The organism is Natrialba swarupiae, assembly GCF_008245225.1.
Taxonomy (GTDB): domain Archaea; phylum Halobacteriota; class Halobacteria; order Halobacteriales; family Natrialbaceae; genus Natrarchaeobius; species Natrarchaeobius swarupiae.
In genome coordinates this window covers 19,035-34,961 of the sequence record NZ_VTAW01000022.1, presented here as the reverse complement: position 1 = coordinate 34,961, position 15,927 = coordinate 19,035, and the positions used below count along the sequence as shown (strand labels likewise).

Here is a 15,927-nt window from a genome sequence, read left to right as displayed (position 1 = left end):
GAGATCAGAAGACGTACTCGTCGTCGTGGCCCATCATGCCGTCGTCCTCGAGTCCGGGGCCGCCGGTTCCTTCCTCTTCGTCCATCGGTCCGCTGGTCTTGTAGGCTTTGATACCCGTCGAGAGCAGATCCTCGATGGCTTCCTCGCGGTTGACGAACTCGCCGCGCTCGACCATCTGGGCGATCTGCATCTCGAGGTGTTCCGGGATAGTGATCTCTACTTTCGGCATCTGATTCGGCTTTCGGCGAGGGGGTATTTAGGTTTGACGGGGATTTCCTCGGGTGTGCCTCTCAGGTGGTTTCCGCCGAGAAGAACGGCTATTGGGACCCCTGTCGGAAAATCGAGACGGACGGTGAACGTGATACGGCTTGTTGTCGCGTTGTACCGGTGATCGCTCGGACGGGGTCATCGATCACCGGTACCGAACGACCACGGTCCGTATGAGTCCCCGCAAAATCCGGCGGTTCAGGGCTCCGGTCGACGTTGGGACCGACGGTTACGAGTTCCCCATCATCGAGTCGATCGCGTTTTTGATCGACGTCCCCGGTTTGGTGATCGTCTCGAGCTGTTGGCTCATCTTTTGCTGATTGAAGTAACTCGCGAACGCGAGGATAGTCGGCGGCCAGAGCCCGACGAACAGTCCTCGTTGGCGGTCCCCGCGGACGAAGAAATAATACCACGAGAGTCCGACGGAGGCCACTGATGCGAGAAACGCCGGCCCCATCGCTTGTTCGCCAACCTCTTCGGCTGCCTGTGCGGATACGTCCCGTTCTGTCATCTGTTGTCTACTCGCCATACGCTACTCGAGTCGGCGAGACGCTACTAAGGGGTGGCGAGGGTTTCACGAGAAAGGCCGCGACTGGGTTCGATCGATCGGCCCGTTCGAACCGTTTCGACCGCTACGCCGTCACCCAAATATCGAATTACCACCAAGAGACGGACAGGAACGTTCGGTTCGCGATCGGCACGACGCCGTCTCCGACGCCAGTCGTGACGGCTCGGAATCGGGGGAACGCCACACCTACGTCCGTTCGGCTACGATGAGGGAGTATGCGCGAAACCGACGTAACCGATCTCTACCAGGAGTTCGGCGAGGAGCGTCTTCCGCCGGGACAACACGAGACGTCGACGTTTCCGGTGCTCTCGATGGGAGAGACGCCCTCCTGGGACCCCGACAGCTGGGAGTTTACCGTGACCGGTGCCGTCGAGGAGGAGTTATCGTTTACGTGGGAGGAGTTTCGGGAGTTGGCAGCCGAAACGCAGACGCAGGATTTTCACTGTGTCACCGGCTGGAGCAAACTCGACTGTGCGTTCACGGGAGTTCCGTTTCCCGAACTCGCGAGTCGCGCCGGCGTGATCGACGATCCGAACGATCGCGATTCCACGGGGAACCGAACCGAATCAGGCCGGGCCACCCACGTCGTGTTCTCGGCGCTCGACGGCTACACGACCGATCTCCCACTCGAGGACTGTCTCCGGGAGGAAGTGTTGTTCGCGTGGGCGTACGACGGCGATAAGTTACCGCCGGGACACGGGGGTCCACTCCGGGTCGTCACCCCCCACAAGTACGCGTACAAGGGTGCCAAGTGGGTCGACGGGATCGAGTTCCTGACGGAGGCCGAACCTGGCTACTGGGAGAAACGGGGCTACTCCCGGACGGCGAACCCGTGGCGAGAGGAGCGATATAGTTAGGCTGAAGACGGACCGGTCCTGAGTCTCGGTCGATGGATCGTACGTCGGGGGAGGGGCAACTGACGGCCGAATCGCCAGCGGATTCGAATCCGGACGAGCAGGCGAACGACCTGGTCGCCCGCAGCCGAGCCGTCGGTGACGTCTCGTTCGCCGCCGTCGTCGACGACGCGGAACTCCCACGGATCCTGTGGGCCGCACCCGACGGTCTCGAGATCGCCGGACAGGGAATTGCGGCCCACATTACTGCGACGGGCCCGGATCGATTCGACCGGCTCCAGGCGCAGGCGAAGCAGGTGTTCGACACACTCGAGTACCACGGATCGACGGTCGCCCGTCCACGAGCGTTCGGCGGGTTTTCGTTCCACGACGGCCACGAACCGACGCCACCGTGGACGGGGTTCGCCGCCGCCTCGTTCGTCGTTCCTCGCGCGTTCGTCACGCGGACCGAACGCGACGGCGTGTGGTTGACGGTCGTCTCGGACTCGGTGGACGAGGCCGACGACCGCCTCGAGCGGTGGGACGACCGGTTGACCGAGGGACCGACGATGTGTTCGAGCGGCACCGGTCCCGGCGTCGTCTCGACGCACAGAACGACCTCACCCTCGGCGTGGGCCTCACAGATCGAACACGCCCTCGACCGGATCGAAAACGACCGGCTGGTCAAAGTCGTGCTCGCACAAGCGCTATCGGTCGACCTCGAGGCACCCGTCGACGTTCCGGAGACGCTCGAGCGCCTCCGTCGGCGGTATCCCAACTGTTATCGGTTTCTGGTCGGTCAGCGTGATGGCGGAACGTTCTTTGGGGCACCTCCGGAACGGCTGGTCTCGAAACACGGCGCAGACGTCGAAACCGAGGCGCTCGCGGGGTCGGCACCCCGGGGCGAGACACCCGAATCCGACGACGAGTACGCGGATCGAATGTTCGACGACGAGAAACTCCAGCACGAACACGACCTCGTTGTTCGGGCGATCCGCGAACAACTCGACTCCCTCGCACGCGAGTTGACGATCGACGACCGTCGCATTCGAAAGCTGGCGACGATACAACACCTGCAGACCCCGATCACGGCGACGCTCGAGCGCGACCGCCACGTCCTCGAACTCGTCGAAGCGCTTCACCCGACGCCGGCCGTCGGCGGCGTCCCGCCCGACCGGGCCTGGGAGACGATTCGAGAGACGGAAACGTTCGACCGCGGCTGGTACGCCGCACCGATCGGCTGGTTCGACGGCGACGGCGACGGCGAGTTCGCGGTCGGCCTTCGATCAGCGGTTGCGAGCGGCGACACCGCTACGCTGTTCGCCGGCAACGGCATCGTCGCCGACAGCGACCCCGACGAGGAGTGGGAGGAAGTGGAGCTAAAGTTCCGACCGATTCTCGACGAGCTTCGGGACCGATGACCGCACCGAACCGATCGACTCTCTGGGGCCGGATTCTCGTCGACGAACTGGCCAGCGGCGGCCTCGAGGCGGTCTGTATCGCGCCCGGGAGTCGATCTACGCCGTTGACCGTCGCGTTCGCCGAACATCCCGACGTCGAGGTCTACTCGCACCTCGACGAACGGTCGGCGGCGTACTTCGCGCTCGGACGGGCTCGACGAACCGGCGAACCGACGGCCCTCGTCTGTACGTCCGGCACTGCGGCGGCAAACTTTCACCCCGCTATTCTCGAGGCCGACCGCGCGAGGGTGCCGTTGCTCGCGCTCACCGCCGATCGCCCCCCGGAGCTTCGAGACAGCGGCGCGAACCAGACGGCCGACCAGGTCAAACTCTACGGCGACGCCGTTCGGTGGTACGCCGACCTGCCCGAACCCGAAGCGGACGAGCGGAAGGGTCGCAGCCTCAGAACGACGGCCGCGCGGGCACTCGCCCAGACGGTCGGCGTCCCCCCGGGTCCGGTTCACCTCAACTGCCCGTTTCGGAAGCCACTCGAGCCGATCGACGTCCCTGGTTCGGTTCCGGAGGCGTTCTCGGAGACGCTCGCCGGATCGGGACGCGAGAAGGCGTTCGTCGAGACCGAAAAGGGGCGAGTGGTTCCGAGCGACGAGGCGATCCGATCGCTCGCGACGGCGCTCGAGGGAGCTAACCGACCGCTGATCGTCGCCGGACCGGCCGACCCCGCCGACCTGTGCGCCCTCGATCCCGACCGGATCGTCGCCGTCGCCGAGCGGGTCGGTGCACCGGTTCTCGCGGATCCGCTGTCGGGCCTTCGGTTCGGTCCACACGTGGCTGATTCGGGCGATTCGACGGGAGCGGCCACGGTCGTCGGCGGCTACGACGCGTACGTCTCGGAGCTTCCCGAACCCGACCTCGTCGTTCGGTTCGGTGCGTCTCCGACGTCGAAGTCACTGCGCCACGCGCTTCGCGACGCGGACGCAGCGCAGACGCTGATCGATCCCGCAGGCGCGTGGCGCGAGGCGACGTTTACCGCGACAGATCTCCTCGTCGCCTCGCCCGATGCGGTCTTCGAGCGATTGCTCGCGGAGCTCGCCGACTCTCCCGACGGAAGCGCTGATCCCGATCGAGACGGCTGGATCGAGACGGTTTCCGAGGCGGAGCGTCGACACTGGGCGGTCCGCGACGATGCGACGACGGACGAAGCGCTCGCGGAAGATCCCTTCGAGGGAGCGATCCTCGCATCCGTTCTCGAGCACGCACCGGAGCCGGCGACCGTGTTCGTCTCGAACAGTATGCCGATCCGGGACGCAGACCGGTTCGGCCGTCCGAACGATTCGAAGTTGTCCGTCATCGGGAACCGGGGTGTAAGCGGTATCGACGGCATCACGAGCACTGCTCTGGGCGCCGGAAGCGCGACCGACGAACCGCTCGTTCTCGTGACCGGCGACCTCGCGTTCTATCACGACGCGAACGGTCTGCTCGCGGTCGATCGCTGTGGCGTCGACGCCACGATCGTCCTCCTCGACAACGACGGCGGCGGCATTTTCCACAATCTGCCGATCGAGGCGTTCGATCCGCCGTTTACGGAGCAGTTCAAGACGCCCCACGGCCTCGAGTTCGAGGACCTCACAGCGCTCTACGACCTCGAGTTCGACCACGTCGACCCCGTCGATTTCGCGGACGCGTACCGCCGCTCGCTCGAGCGCGACGGAACACAGGTGCTCTCCGTCGCGTTCGACTCCGAACGGAGCCACCGTCGACGGGACGCACTCGAGGAACGGGTCCGGGAGGAACTCGACACCGAGTGATCGAGCGCGGGCATTTTCGTCGGACCGGTTACGGCCGCAGGGCCCACCACAGCGCCATCGCGTAGCCGAGGGGGATCCAGACGAATCCGATCGCGAGCAGTCCGCGAAGTGAGAGTGGATCGACGAGCGAGAATCCGGCGAGTCCGACCGGGAGTACGACGGCCCAGGATCCAAACAGCGCGGTCGCGATTCGTGGCATGGTGAGGAGGTAGGCGACGATTCCGAGCGTACACAGAACCAGGATTCCATTGAACACCGGCGAAACCAGTGGCGTCACGCTCGTGTAGACGAGCACCGGATACAGCAGCCAGATACAGACGAGCGTCACCGCGGTCGAGTGTTCGATCGATCGGCCGTCCCACTCGAGGTCGATGTCGCCGTCCCAGTCTTTGACGGTGTACCGAAAGCTGGACGATCCGTCGCTTTCGGCCGCCGTCTCACCCGGTTTGTCTGTGGTCGCTCGCGTCGAACCCACCCGATCGGTGTTCGTTCGCACCGTTCGCTTTCGACCGGTATCCGCGCTCGTACCGGTTGTAAACCGGTCGGCCGACGTCTGGCGTGCTTTCTCGTGCTGACGCCGTCGCCGCTTGCGAGCGTGGTGGCTCGAGTCGCGTCCACCAGCCGACGTCCCGCTGGCGTGTCGTCCGCTCGTCCCGCTGGTAGCGTATCGGTTGCTCGAGGAATCTCTCGTGTCGCGGCTGCCCGAAGCCCTGCTACTGTGTCGGCCCCTCGAGTCCGATTCGGCGCCGGTTCGTCCCGTTTTCCCGCCCCGAGTCTCCGACGGGCCACTGTCGTCGTCCGGATCATGGCTCGAGTCCGCGGTCGTCTGACCCGCGTGTTCGGCGAGTCGAACGTAGGCGTCGTGTCCGAGTCGGTCGTACCGGGCGCGTTCCGTCTCGTCAGTGAGAATCGACTCGGCCGTCGACACGCGCTGGAACTGCTCGGTGGCGTCGGGAGCGTCGTTGTGATCAGGATGGGTCTCGAGAACACGTTCGCGGTATGCGTCCTGGATCTGGTCTTCGGTCGCATCCGGGTCGACCTCGAGTACGTCGTAGTACGTTTTACCCATCCGCCGACCTCGATTCTGCTGCCCGTCGTGAAAAACCATTCGGGTTAGTGAACTGTCAGCTTCGTGGAGGCGTCTTCGTGGCGGCTGTTCTCCGCGAGAAAACGAGACAGACAAACCCTATATCGCTATATAGAATAGATGGCTGTGGCAGACAGTTTCGGAGTGTCGTTCCGTCATCTCGAGGCTGCGGTCGGTTCGAACGGCGGTTTGCAGTATGGAAGGAAAGCGGAGACGTTCGTGTTCGATTTTCCACTCCGTCGAGGGGACGCATCTTCGCCTCCGTCACGTTCGTCAACCGGCCCGTAACTCGCACACGCTCGCCGGGAAAAACAGACGCGTTCTCCGCCGTGACGAGCGGTGGTCCAGTCGTGGTCGATATTGCTGTGACCCGTATTCTCGGATGGGATCAATCGATACTGATCGCTCTCGCAGCGGTCGCCTTGAACGAGGCGGTAATCGGTTCCCCTCGAGCGATTCCCAACCGGTCCGAACTGGCGTTCGTGACGAGCGCTTGCAACGTGACGTCGTCGGCGAGAGTTATCGTCACTCTCGAGACCGCCTCACCCGTGTCCAGCCGGCTAATCTCGCCCGTAAATCGATTTCGAAGACTCGTCTGATCCGTTCTGGGGGTTTCCGCCGGATCTGTGAGGACGACTGCATCGGAGCGGACAGTAATCTGTACGGTGGTGGCAGCTTCGGGAGTCCGTGCGAGTATCGGCCCGACCTCCGTCGCGACGGTCGCCAGTTCCCCGGTTCGATCCGCGACGGTTCCCGTGAACACGGACTCCGTAACCCGTGCGACGCCGTCGAGTTCTGCGTCGTGTCGATCGTACTGATTGAGTAACTCGCGGGCAGTCCGTGTCAGTTCTGTCCCGCCGCCGTCGCTTCCGCCCCGCTGTCGTTCCGTAATCGGTCCGACCGCGTCTTCGATCTCGACGACCCGGTTTTGCAATCGGGCGTAGGATCGTCCAAGCGCTTCGGCTGCTTTGTGCATCGATCCGTGTTGGTCGATCGCCTCGAGCATGTCAACGTCGCGTCGATCGATCGTGACGCCGTCGGCGGTCAGTTTCGTACTGTATTCCTTTTCGATCGTCATCGGTTGTTCTCTCTCACGGAGGTGACGACAGACCGGTTTACCGGTCTCAGTATACCAGTTCGCCGTCGATAAACTTCCGGGTGCGTTCGTCTGCCGGATTCTCGAAGACGGTTTCGGGCGACCCGATCTCGATGACGTCGTTCTCGAGAAGCACCGCTACCCTGTCTGCGATGCGCTCGGCCTGGTGCATATCGTGGGTCGCGATTCCGACGCCGATTCCGCGGTTTTTCGCCTCGAGGACGGCATCTTCGATGACCGCTGTATTTCGCGGATCGAGGTCCGACGTCGGCTCGTCGAGCAACAGCACGTCCGGTTCGTAGGCCAGCGCCCGGGCGAACGCGACCCGCTGGGCCTCGCCCCCGGAGAGTGACGACGCGTCCTGATCGGCTTTCTCCCGTAGCCCGACGGTGTCGAGGGCGTCGATCGCATCACCGGTTCCGTTCGTCCGTCCGACGAGCGTCGCGAGTTCGTGGCGAATCCGGTCTGGCCACGACTGACGGACTCGAAGCCCGTACTCGGCGTTGCGCCGAACGCTCGCGTCGAAGAGACTCGCCTCCTGAAACACCATCCCGATTCGCCGGCGGTACTCGAGTCGCTGCCACTCGGGGATCTGCCAGACGGGTTCGCCCCCGTATCTGACTGTGCCCTGGTCCGGGGCGTCGAACAGCGCGAGCAAGCGAAGCAGCGTCGACTTTCCGACGCCCGACGGTCCGATGATCGCGAGGACTTCCCCTCGACGAACAGAGAGGGAGACGCCGTCGAACACCGTCTCGGTTCCGTAGCCGTGGTGAACGTCGATCGTGTCGAGCGTCATCCGTAGCGTCCACCCCCTCCGTTCCCGAGACGAACGACGAGCGCGTTGACGAGCAGTACGAGCGCGACGAGGATCGCACCGAGTATCATCGCCGTCCTGAACCGGCCCTGTCGCGCCTCGAGTTGGATCGCCGTCGTCAGGGTGCGGGTAACCGACGTCCCATCCGCGTTCGCGATATTCCCGCCGACGATGAGAACGGAGCCGACTTCGCTAATCGCTCGGCCGAATCCCGCGAGCACCGCCGTCGCGATACCGTATCTGGCTTCCTTGATCGTCACGAGGGCGACGTCGAATCTCGTCCCGCCCATCGCGTAGGCCGCATCGCGGACGTTCTGTTCGACGCTACTCACCGCGGCCAGGCTGACGCCCGTGATGACCGGCGCGGCGAGAACGAACTGTGAGAGGATCATCGCTTCGGGCGTGAACACGAGATCCCACGAGCCGAGTGGCCCTTCGTTCGAGACCGTAAACAGCACGACGAGTCCGACGACGACGCTCGGAAACCCCATTCCCGTGTTGATGATCGACGCGAGCAGCGTCTTGCCGGGAAACTCTCGAAAGCCGACGAGGAGTGCGACCGGCAAGCTGAACGCCGTACTCAACGCGACGGCCGTGATGCTCACGTAGAGCGACACCCGGACGATACTTCGGATGTAGTTCCACTCGAAGGGGAACTCGGCGAGCAGTGGCGCAACTGTCGCTGGCTCGAGTGACATCGGTCGTCGGGTTACTGGTCCGAACCGTCCCAATCTTCGGGAACGTACTGGTGGTAGTTCGGTTCCTCGGCGAGCGCTCTCGGGAAGAAGAGTTGTTCTCCTTCCACGGTGTATTCGTCGATGATATCCTGCCCCTCGACGCTCGTGAGGAACCCGATGTACGCCATCGCGAGGTCGTAGTTCGCGTTCTCGTGAACGGCAGGGTTGATCGCGAAGATGCCGTAGGGGTTCGCGAGAATCTCCGGCCCGTCTTCTACCGGTCCGTCGACGTGGATCTCGAGGTCGATTTCGTCGATCATCGAGAGGTACGTGCCGCGATCTGCGAGCGTGTATCCGCCCTGTTGGGCGGTCTGGACGAGCACTTCGCCCATCCCTTGCCCCGCCTCGAGGTACCACTCGCCGAAGTCGTCGTCGAATCCCGCTTCGGCCCAGATCTCGCGTTCTTTGGTGTGGGTCCCCGAGTTGTCCCCGCGCGAGACGAACGTTGATTCCGAGTCGGCAATCTGGGTAAACGCCTCGACGGCGTCGTCCCCGTCGGCGATCCCGGCAGGATCGTCCGGTTCCCCGACGACGACGAAGTCGTTGAACATAAGATCTCGTCGGTTGATCGCGTAACCGTCGTTCATGAACTCGTCTTCCTGGGAACGGGCGTGGACCATCACGACGTCGGCGTCGCCGCTTCGACCGGTTTCGATCGCGGCGCCCGTCCCCTGTGAGACGGTGTCGACTGTGACGCCGTAGCGATCCTGGAACGAGCCGTTGACCTCGTCGAGCAGACCAGTATCGTAGGTACTCGTCGTCGTCGTGAGCGTCAGCGTCTCGTCGCTGATCGTTGGTTGATCACCGCTCTCGTCACCGCCGAGTGCGGTGCACCCGGCAAGACCGACTGCGACCGTGGCCCCGATTCCTCCGACGAACGCCCGTCGTTGTATCGCCATGGATACCACGAGGGAGCCGTCGTACAAATAGCTGTGGCCGTGTCCGTAACCAGTTCCAGTTACAGAAGCGATCCAAACGTCGGTATAGCCGCTGCTGTAAAACACCCATCGTTTCGTTCAGAGTTCGACACAGCTCCGGAACAGGATGCGCCCCTGACAGTTACGTTCGAGACATCGTGGCGGGACCGGTCTCATCTACCCCGACCCGTTCGGAGGGGTGTCCGTTCCCGTTTCCACTCGGACGAGCCGGCAGGTCAGGCGTCGCCCGTCCGCTCGGGCGAGTCGTCGCTTCCCTCCTCGCCGGTATCGACCTCACCACCGAGCTCGATCGTGTCCTCACCGTCGTTGTCGGCCGTCTCACTCGAGTCGTCCTCGGCCGCCTCACCCGCGTCGTCGCTCGAGTCCGCCGACTCGGCGTCCGCGGTCTCCCCCGCATCCGCCGCGTCCGTATCCGCCTCGGCCGCGTCCGGGTTCGATCCGGCGGATTCGTCGGCGAGCTCTCCGTTGGAGACGGTCACCTGCGCGTTCTGGATTACCTTCTCGCCCATCTCGTACCCCGGCGTGTAGACGTCCGCGATCGTTCCCTCGGGCTGGTCGCTGTCGACGGTCATCATGACCTCGTGGCGCTGGGGATCGGTCTCGGTTCCGGGCTCGGGATCGATCTCGGAGACGTTCTCGTCGGCGAGCACCCGATCGAACTCCCGCAGGGTCATCTCGACGCCCTCGCGAAGCCCCTCGGCGTCGTCGCTTTCCTCAGCGAGCGCACGTTTTAAGTTGTCGCGAACGCCGATGAGGCGTTCGACGAGATCCTCCGTCGCCCGGTCTTTGATCTGCTGTTGGCGCTTTTTCGCCCGCTTCTTGTAGTTCTGGAAGTCGGCCTGCTTGCGCTTGAGTCGACTCTTCAGATCGTCGATCTCCGCCTCGTACTCCTCGAGTTGGTCCTCGCGTTCGGCGAGGGCCTGCTCGCGGCTCTCGAGGTCGTCCTGGAGGTCGCCGATCGTGTCGGCCTGGGCGTCGACGCGCTCGGAGAGATCCTCGAGTTCCTCGCGTTGGTGGTCGACCGTCGAGGAGAGTTCCTGGACATCCTCGAGGACCGACGTGATCCGCTCGGCGAGTTCGTCGTCGTACTCGGTGACGCGGTCGAGGAGTTCCTGTAGGTCCTCGTCGGGCGCGCGCGTTCCGTCGGAGGCGCTCGATTCCGTCGTTTCCACCGGATTGGACGGCTCGTCTTCAATCGATTCTGCCGCGTCCGATGCCGGTTCGGAGTCGTGCTCGTCTCCCTCGGACGTCTCCTCGGTTTCGGTAACCGTCGACTCGCCCTCGTCCGATTCTTCCTCGGACGGGGCTCCCTGGGCGGAGTTCGTGCCCTCGTCTTCGCTCATGTTCGGATCAACGAACAGCGTAAATAAAAGGGTTGAGGTCCCGCCGAGATTCGGCCTGTCCCGATCCCGACGACCGGTTTCGGTCCGCTCCGAACCGACCGGTCGTGGGTGGTGGGGAATCCCGACAGTATATGACCGACGGGTTCTCAGTACCGGCCGTGTCGCAGTCGTCCGACGCCGGTGACGGGATCGACCTCCGGTACGAAGACGGAACGATCCGGATCGGCGGCGACGCCGCCCTCGTTCGGTCCCTCGAGGAGACAGTTGCCGCGCTCTCGAGCGATCGCCGATCCGGTGGCTGGCGCGTTCCAGCGGTTCGCTACGCCGATCTTCGGAACGCACTCGCCGAGCGAGCCGTTTCAGTCGAGGATCGCGTGCTCGCACTCGAGTCGGTCCCTCCCCTCGAGTCGGCGTACGAACTGCGTTCGTACCAGCGTGAGGCGCTGTCGGCGTGGCTCGAGACGGATCGATGGGCAGATCGTTCCGACGGCAGCGAAGACGGGGTCGGCCGCGCTCCTGCCGGCGTCCTCGAACTGCCGACGGGGAGCGGAAAGACCGTCATCGCGCTCTCGGCGATCGAGCGTCTCTCCGTGCCGACGCTGGTCGTCGTCCCGACGATCGACCTCCTCGAGCAGTGGGAACGCGAACTCGAGACGGAGTTTCGGGTGCCGATCGGCCGCTTCGGCGGCGGCGAGCAACGCCGGGAGGCGATCACGGTCTCGACGTACGACTCGGCGTACCTGAAAGCCGATTCGATCGGAGACCGGTTCGGCCTCGTCGTCTTCGACGAGGTTCATCACCTCGGCGGGGAAGGGTACCGCGAGATCGGACGGCTGCTCGCCGCACCCGCGCGACTGGGTCTCACCGCGACGTTCGAGCGGCCGGACGGCGCCCACGAGGTGATCGAGGATATCGTCGGCCCGCTGGTCCACCGCGTCGGCACCGACGAACTCGCGGGCGACCACCTGGCCGCCTACGACGTCAAACGCCTCGAGGTCGACCTGACGGCCGACGAGCGCGAGGCATACGAGCGAAATCAGGAGACGTTTACGAACTACCTCGCGAAATCGAACATCCGGATGCAAAGTGGCTCGGACTACCAGGAACTCGTCAAGCGATCCGGCAACGATCCGGCGGCCCGCGAGGCCCTGCTCGCGCGCCAGCGCGCCCGAGAGATCGTGTTCGGGAGCGCGGCCAAACTCGAGGCCCTCGAGGGGATCCTCGCCGACCACCGCGGCGAGCGGACGATCGTCTTCACCGCCCACAACGACCTCGCGTACGACGTCAGCGAGCGGTTTCTGATTCCGACGATCACCCACCAGACTGCCGCCGCGGAGCGACGCGAGATCCTCGAGCGCTTTCGTGACGGGACCTACACCAGGATCGCCACCTCGAACGTCCTCGACGAGGGCGTCGACGTTCCAGACGCCTCGGTCGCCGTCGTCCTCTCGGGCAGCGGGAGCGAACGGGAGTTCACCCAGCGTCTCGGTCGAATCCTCCGGCCGAGCGCGGAGACGGATCGAGCGTTGTTGTACGAGGTCGTCACCGCGGATACGTCGGAGGTGAGCATCGCGGCCCGTCGCCGGTGAGTATCGCATGTTCGGGACAGATCAGCGGTGCGTCGACGATCTCCGGGGATCATCAGCGGTGGCTCGAGAGCGCTCGGGGAGAACGAGCGGTTCTCGAGGCGGCGGTCTTCGAGGCGGCGGTTCCCGCGTTGCCGGTTCCAAACCGGGAGAGAGACCCCACGCCGTCATAGGCAGCCGCGTGGCGGAAACGTTCGTACCGATTCAGATCGAGCATGGACCTCGGATTTGACGTTGGCGTTCTCGCTCGGCTGCTCGCTTTGCTGGTCGTCCTCCTGATCGGTGCGGGGTTACGATCGTCGGGAGTCCTCGATGCGAAACGGACTGCGCGGCTCAACGCCGTCGCCTACTACGTAGCGCTCCCGGCGCTCATCTTCGTCTCGACGTACGATCAGGCGATCGGCGAGTTACTGTCGGTTACGCTGGTCGGCGGATTGTTATTCGTCCTGTTTACGACCGCCAGCCTGGCGTGGCTCGTCCATCGCGGACAGGAGACGAACGGTCGCCGGAGCGTCGCGATCGTCCAGTCGTACCACTCGAACCTGGGGTATCTCGGCTTGCCCCTGGTCGCTGCGACGTTCGACGCGCAGGTGACCGCGGTCGCGAGCGTCGTCCTCGGCGTCGTGACGCTCGTTCAGGTCCCGATGACGATCGTCGTCCTCTCGACGTTCAGCAGTGCCGACGCAAATCTCGTCGACGAACTCCGAGGGCTTGCGACGAACCCCGTCCTCCTGTCGCTGATCGTCGGGCTGGGCGTCGGCTCTATCGGCGTCGCGCTCCCGACCGCCGCGGCGACCGGTCTCGACGCCGTCGGCTCGCTGGCGTTACCGCTGGCGCTGCTCTGTGTCGGTGCGTCCCTCGAGTTCGACGTCCCGGCGGTCGACGTCGGCGCGACCGGCACCGTGGTCGGGCTGAAAATCGTCTGCATGCCGGTGCTCGCGTGGATCGTCTTCTCGACGTTGGCCGTCGACACGCCGACGTTCGTTGCGTCGGTCGTGATGCTCGCGACCCCGACCGCCGTCTCGACGTACGTCTTCGCCGCGAAACTCGAGGGCGACGAGGAGTTCGCCTCCCTGAACGTGTTCACCACCACGCTCGTCTCGATCGTGACGCTGTTCGTCGTCATCACGCTGTTGACGTGAGGGCCTCGTTTCGCCCAGCAGTGCAGGCTTGCCAAACCACTCATACGGATTACTGTAACGATTTACCGGCGCAACCGCGACCCGTCCGGCGGTTGCGCCGGAAATGACTTACAGTAAACCGTATCAGGAGCCGTGTCGCCGAAACAGCGGCGCCGCGGCACCGGTCGAGAGCTCCTCGGGTGGCAACTTCTCGGTGTCGCTCGCGCTGGCGAGGTAGATCGCGCTGTTGAGCAACCCGATGTGGCTGAACGCCTGCGGGAAGTTCCCGAGGAACGTTCCGTCCGATTCGTGGATCATCTCCGAGAGCAATCCGAGCGACGAGGTGTGCTCGAGAAGCGACTCGAAGATCTCGGTCGCCTCCTCGAGGCGGCCGGAGAGCGCCAGCGCGTCGACGAGCCAGCACGAACAGATGATGAACCCGCCGGGTTCACGCGGACGGGCCGGGCTGTCCGCGAACCGAAAGACGAGGCCGCCGTCGGTCGTCAACTCCTCGAGGATCGTATCGATCGTGTTCTGGACGCGCTCGTCCTCTGGCGGCAAGAAGTCGTACAGCGGGATCAGGAGGGCGGTCGCGTCGAGAGCGCCGTCGGCGTCGAAGTACTGGACGAAGCTCTCGCGTTCCTCGTTGTATCCGCGTTCTTCGATCGCGTTCCGGACGTTCTCGCGTTCGCGTTTCCACCGGTCGGACGGCCCCTCGCGATCGTACTCGTCGGCCAACCGGAGCGCGCGGTCGAGTGCCACCCAGCACAGCAGCTTCGAGTGAACGAAGTGTTCGTGGAGGTCGCGAAACTCCCAGATCCCCTTGCCTTGCTCGTCCCAGTGGTCACAGACGTAGTTCGCGAGCGCGCGGATCGACTCCCAGTCGTACTCGGAGAGGCCGTCCTCGTACCGAACGGTTTCGTAGATACCCTGAACGATCGTTCCGTAGATGTCGAGTTGTTCCTGGCCCGCGGCTGCGTTACCGATTCGGACCGGCGTCGACTCGCGGTAGCCGGAGAGATGCTCGAGGTACTCCTCCTCGAGATCCGTTCCCCCGTGGAGGTCGTACAGCGGCTGGATATCCGCGGGCGTTTCGTGGCCGATCTCCCGGAACCACTCGAAGTAGCGGCGGGCTTCCGTCGACTGGCCGACGCTGTGAAGCGCCTGAATGGTGAACTTCGCGTCGCGAATCCAGTTGTACCGGTAATCCCAGTTGAGTTCGCCGCCGATCTCCTCGGGAAGCGACGTCGTCGGCGCGGCGGGGATCGACCCGGTCTCGTCGTGGATCAACACCTTGAGCACGAGCGCCGATCTGACGAGGGCGTCCCGCCACTCCTCCTCGAAGTCGAAGATGTCAGTCGCCGCTTGCTCACAGCTTTCGAGCCACGCTCGCCAGTAGTCGACGGTCTCGTCGAGGATGTCGGCACACTCGTCGTCAGAGCGACGGTTCACCCCGCCGTACTGGAGGCAGAGCCAGCGTGATTCGCCCTCGTGGATCGTCAGCGTCGTCGACGCGATGTCCTCGTCCGCGTCGATCTCGAGGTCGACGTCGGTGTGGAGGTAGAGCGACCCCGGTTCGTGGTCGTGGGTTCGGTCGTTCCCGGGGACGACTTCCCCGTGGTTGCTTTCCGACCCGTCCCGCTCCTCGAGCGCGACGACGTCGCCGTTCTCGTCGTACTCGAGAGCGATCGGAGACCGTGCGTAGTCAAACCGTGGCTCGAACACGACGTCCAGATCGAGGGAGCCGGAGACGCCGGTGACGTTGCGGTAGATCGCTTGCTGTGCCTGCTCGTCGGCGGAGTCGCCATCGCGCTCGAGTTCGTCGTCGTTCGAATCACGAAGCGCCTCGGCCCCGGTAACTGGCATGAAATCGGTCACCGTCGCCGTGCCGTCGTCCGTCTCGAACGTCGTCTCGAGTACGTTCGTTCGATCGACGTACTCGTGGCTCGCGTCGTACTGGCCGGTGGGACGGACGGCGAATCGACCACCGTCTTCGGGATCGAGGATCGCCGCGAACACGCTCGGTGACTCGAGGTGGGGGAAACAACACCAGTCGATCGATCCGTCACGACCGACGAGGGCACAACGGTCGTCGTTGCCAACGATGCCGTACGCGTCTATTGGGAGGAATTCGTCGTCCATGAATCGGGTTCCTGCGTGGGTGTGAGAGTACTGCAGTGGACCGGTCGAGTGGCAGTAAACTACGTTCGACGCGGACCAAGAAAAACGTAGACTGTGCGATAGCCGCCCCGTTTCGTAGCCGGGGCTCACGGCTGGTCGATTCCTCGAGTTGCGATGCTCCGAGATTTCC

The 15,927-nt window shown here is 64.3% G+C and carries 15 protein-coding genes; 6 read left to right on the top strand and 9 right to left on the bottom strand.

The window, feature by feature from the left end:
• Positions 1-4 precede the first annotated feature (4 nt).
• Entirely contained in the window at positions 5-229 is a 225-nt protein-coding gene (locus tag FYC77_RS15160; RefSeq protein ID WP_149082343.1) for a ribbon-helix-helix domain-containing protein, read from the bottom strand.
• A gap of 267 nt (positions 230-496) precedes the next feature.
• Entirely contained in the window at positions 497-796 is a 300-nt protein-coding gene (locus FYC77_RS15155; RefSeq protein WP_149082342.1) for a hypothetical protein, read from the bottom strand.
• Between the two features lie 254 nt (positions 797-1,050).
• On the opposite strand from FYC77_RS15155, the gene FYC77_RS15150 reads away from it, so the two are divergent.
• Genes FYC77_RS15150 through menD form a run of 3 tightly spaced genes read left to right on the top strand, consistent with a single transcriptional unit; the run spans position 1,051 to position 4,894 of the window.
• Positions 1,051-1,692, top strand: coding sequence for a sulfite oxidase-like oxidoreductase (locus tag FYC77_RS15150; protein ID WP_149082341.1), 642 nt, complete (start codon positions 1,051-1,053; stop codon positions 1,690-1,692).
• A 32-nt stretch (positions 1,693-1,724) separates the two neighbouring features.
• Positions 1,725-3,089: an isochorismate synthase gene (locus tag FYC77_RS15145; protein WP_149082340.1), complete on the top strand. Its 1,365-nt coding sequence runs from the start codon at positions 1,725-1,727 to the stop codon at positions 3,087-3,089.
• Complete coding sequence (gene menD / locus FYC77_RS15140) at positions 3,086-4,894, top strand: 2-succinyl-5-enolpyruvyl-6-hydroxy-3-cyclohexene-1-carboxylic-acid synthase (protein ID WP_149082339.1); 1,809 nt, start codon at positions 3,086-3,088, stop codon at positions 4,892-4,894. The genes FYC77_RS15145 and menD overlap by 4 nt, the downstream gene beginning before the upstream one ends.
• A 28-nt stretch (positions 4,895-4,922) precedes the next feature.
• Here the strand turns inward: menD and FYC77_RS15135 are convergent, their stop codons facing one another.
• The 6 genes from FYC77_RS15135 to grpE all read right to left on the bottom strand — a co-directional run bounded on the left by FYC77_RS15135 (position 4,923) and on the right by grpE (position 10,909).
• A complete protein-coding gene (locus FYC77_RS15135; protein ID WP_149082338.1) occupies positions 4,923-5,963 on the bottom strand; it encodes a DnaJ domain-containing protein in 1,041 nt (346 codons plus the stop codon).
• 406 nt (positions 5,964-6,369) lie between these two features.
• Positions 6,370-7,059, bottom strand: coding sequence for a TOBE domain-containing protein (locus FYC77_RS15130; RefSeq protein WP_149082337.1), 690 nt, complete (start codon positions 7,057-7,059; stop codon positions 6,370-6,372).
• Between the two features lie 46 nt (positions 7,060-7,105).
• Positions 7,106-7,873: an amino acid ABC transporter ATP-binding protein gene (locus tag FYC77_RS15125; protein ID WP_149082336.1), complete on the bottom strand. Its 768-nt coding sequence runs from the start codon at positions 7,871-7,873 to the stop codon at positions 7,106-7,108.
• On the bottom strand, positions 7,870-8,589 hold the full coding sequence (locus FYC77_RS15120) for an ABC transporter permease (RefSeq protein ID WP_149082335.1): 720 nt from the start codon (positions 8,587-8,589) through the stop codon (positions 7,870-7,872). Before FYC77_RS15120 ends, FYC77_RS15125 begins: the two co-directional genes overlap by 4 nt.
• An 11-nt stretch (positions 8,590-8,600) precedes the next feature.
• Positions 8,601-9,527, bottom strand: a complete 927-nt coding sequence (locus FYC77_RS15115; RefSeq protein WP_149082334.1) for a substrate-binding domain-containing protein — start codon at positions 9,525-9,527, stop codon at positions 8,601-8,603.
• Positions 9,528-9,781: 254 nt separating this feature from the next.
• Positions 9,782-10,909: a nucleotide exchange factor GrpE gene (grpE, locus tag FYC77_RS15110; protein WP_149082333.1), complete on the bottom strand. Its 1,128-nt coding sequence runs from the start codon at positions 10,907-10,909 to the stop codon at positions 9,782-9,784.
• Positions 10,910-11,040: 131 nt separating this feature from the next.
• Between grpE and FYC77_RS15105 the strand changes: the two genes are divergently transcribed.
• Genes FYC77_RS15105 through FYC77_RS15100 form a run of 3 tightly spaced genes read left to right on the top strand, consistent with a single transcriptional unit; the run spans position 11,041 to position 13,637 of the window.
• Positions 11,041-12,498, top strand: coding sequence for a DEAD/DEAH box helicase (locus FYC77_RS15105; RefSeq protein WP_149082332.1), 1,458 nt, complete (start codon positions 11,041-11,043; stop codon positions 12,496-12,498).
• Positions 12,495-12,668 (top strand): hypothetical protein, encoded by a 174-nt coding sequence (locus FYC77_RS20195; protein WP_162354541.1) that lies wholly within the window; start codon positions 12,495-12,497, stop codon positions 12,666-12,668. Before FYC77_RS15105 ends, FYC77_RS20195 begins: the two co-directional genes overlap by 4 nt.
• Positions 12,669-12,710: 42 nt before the next feature.
• Complete coding sequence (locus FYC77_RS15100) at positions 12,711-13,637, top strand: AEC family transporter (protein WP_149082331.1); 927 nt, start codon at positions 12,711-12,713, stop codon at positions 13,635-13,637.
• 123 nt (positions 13,638-13,760) lie between these two features.
• On the opposite strand, the gene FYC77_RS15095 is transcribed toward FYC77_RS15100, so the two are convergent.
• Positions 13,761-15,758, bottom strand: a complete 1,998-nt coding sequence (locus FYC77_RS15095; RefSeq protein ID WP_149082330.1) for a glycoside hydrolase family 15 protein — start codon at positions 15,756-15,758, stop codon at positions 13,761-13,763.
• Positions 15,759-15,927 lie beyond the last annotated feature (169 nt).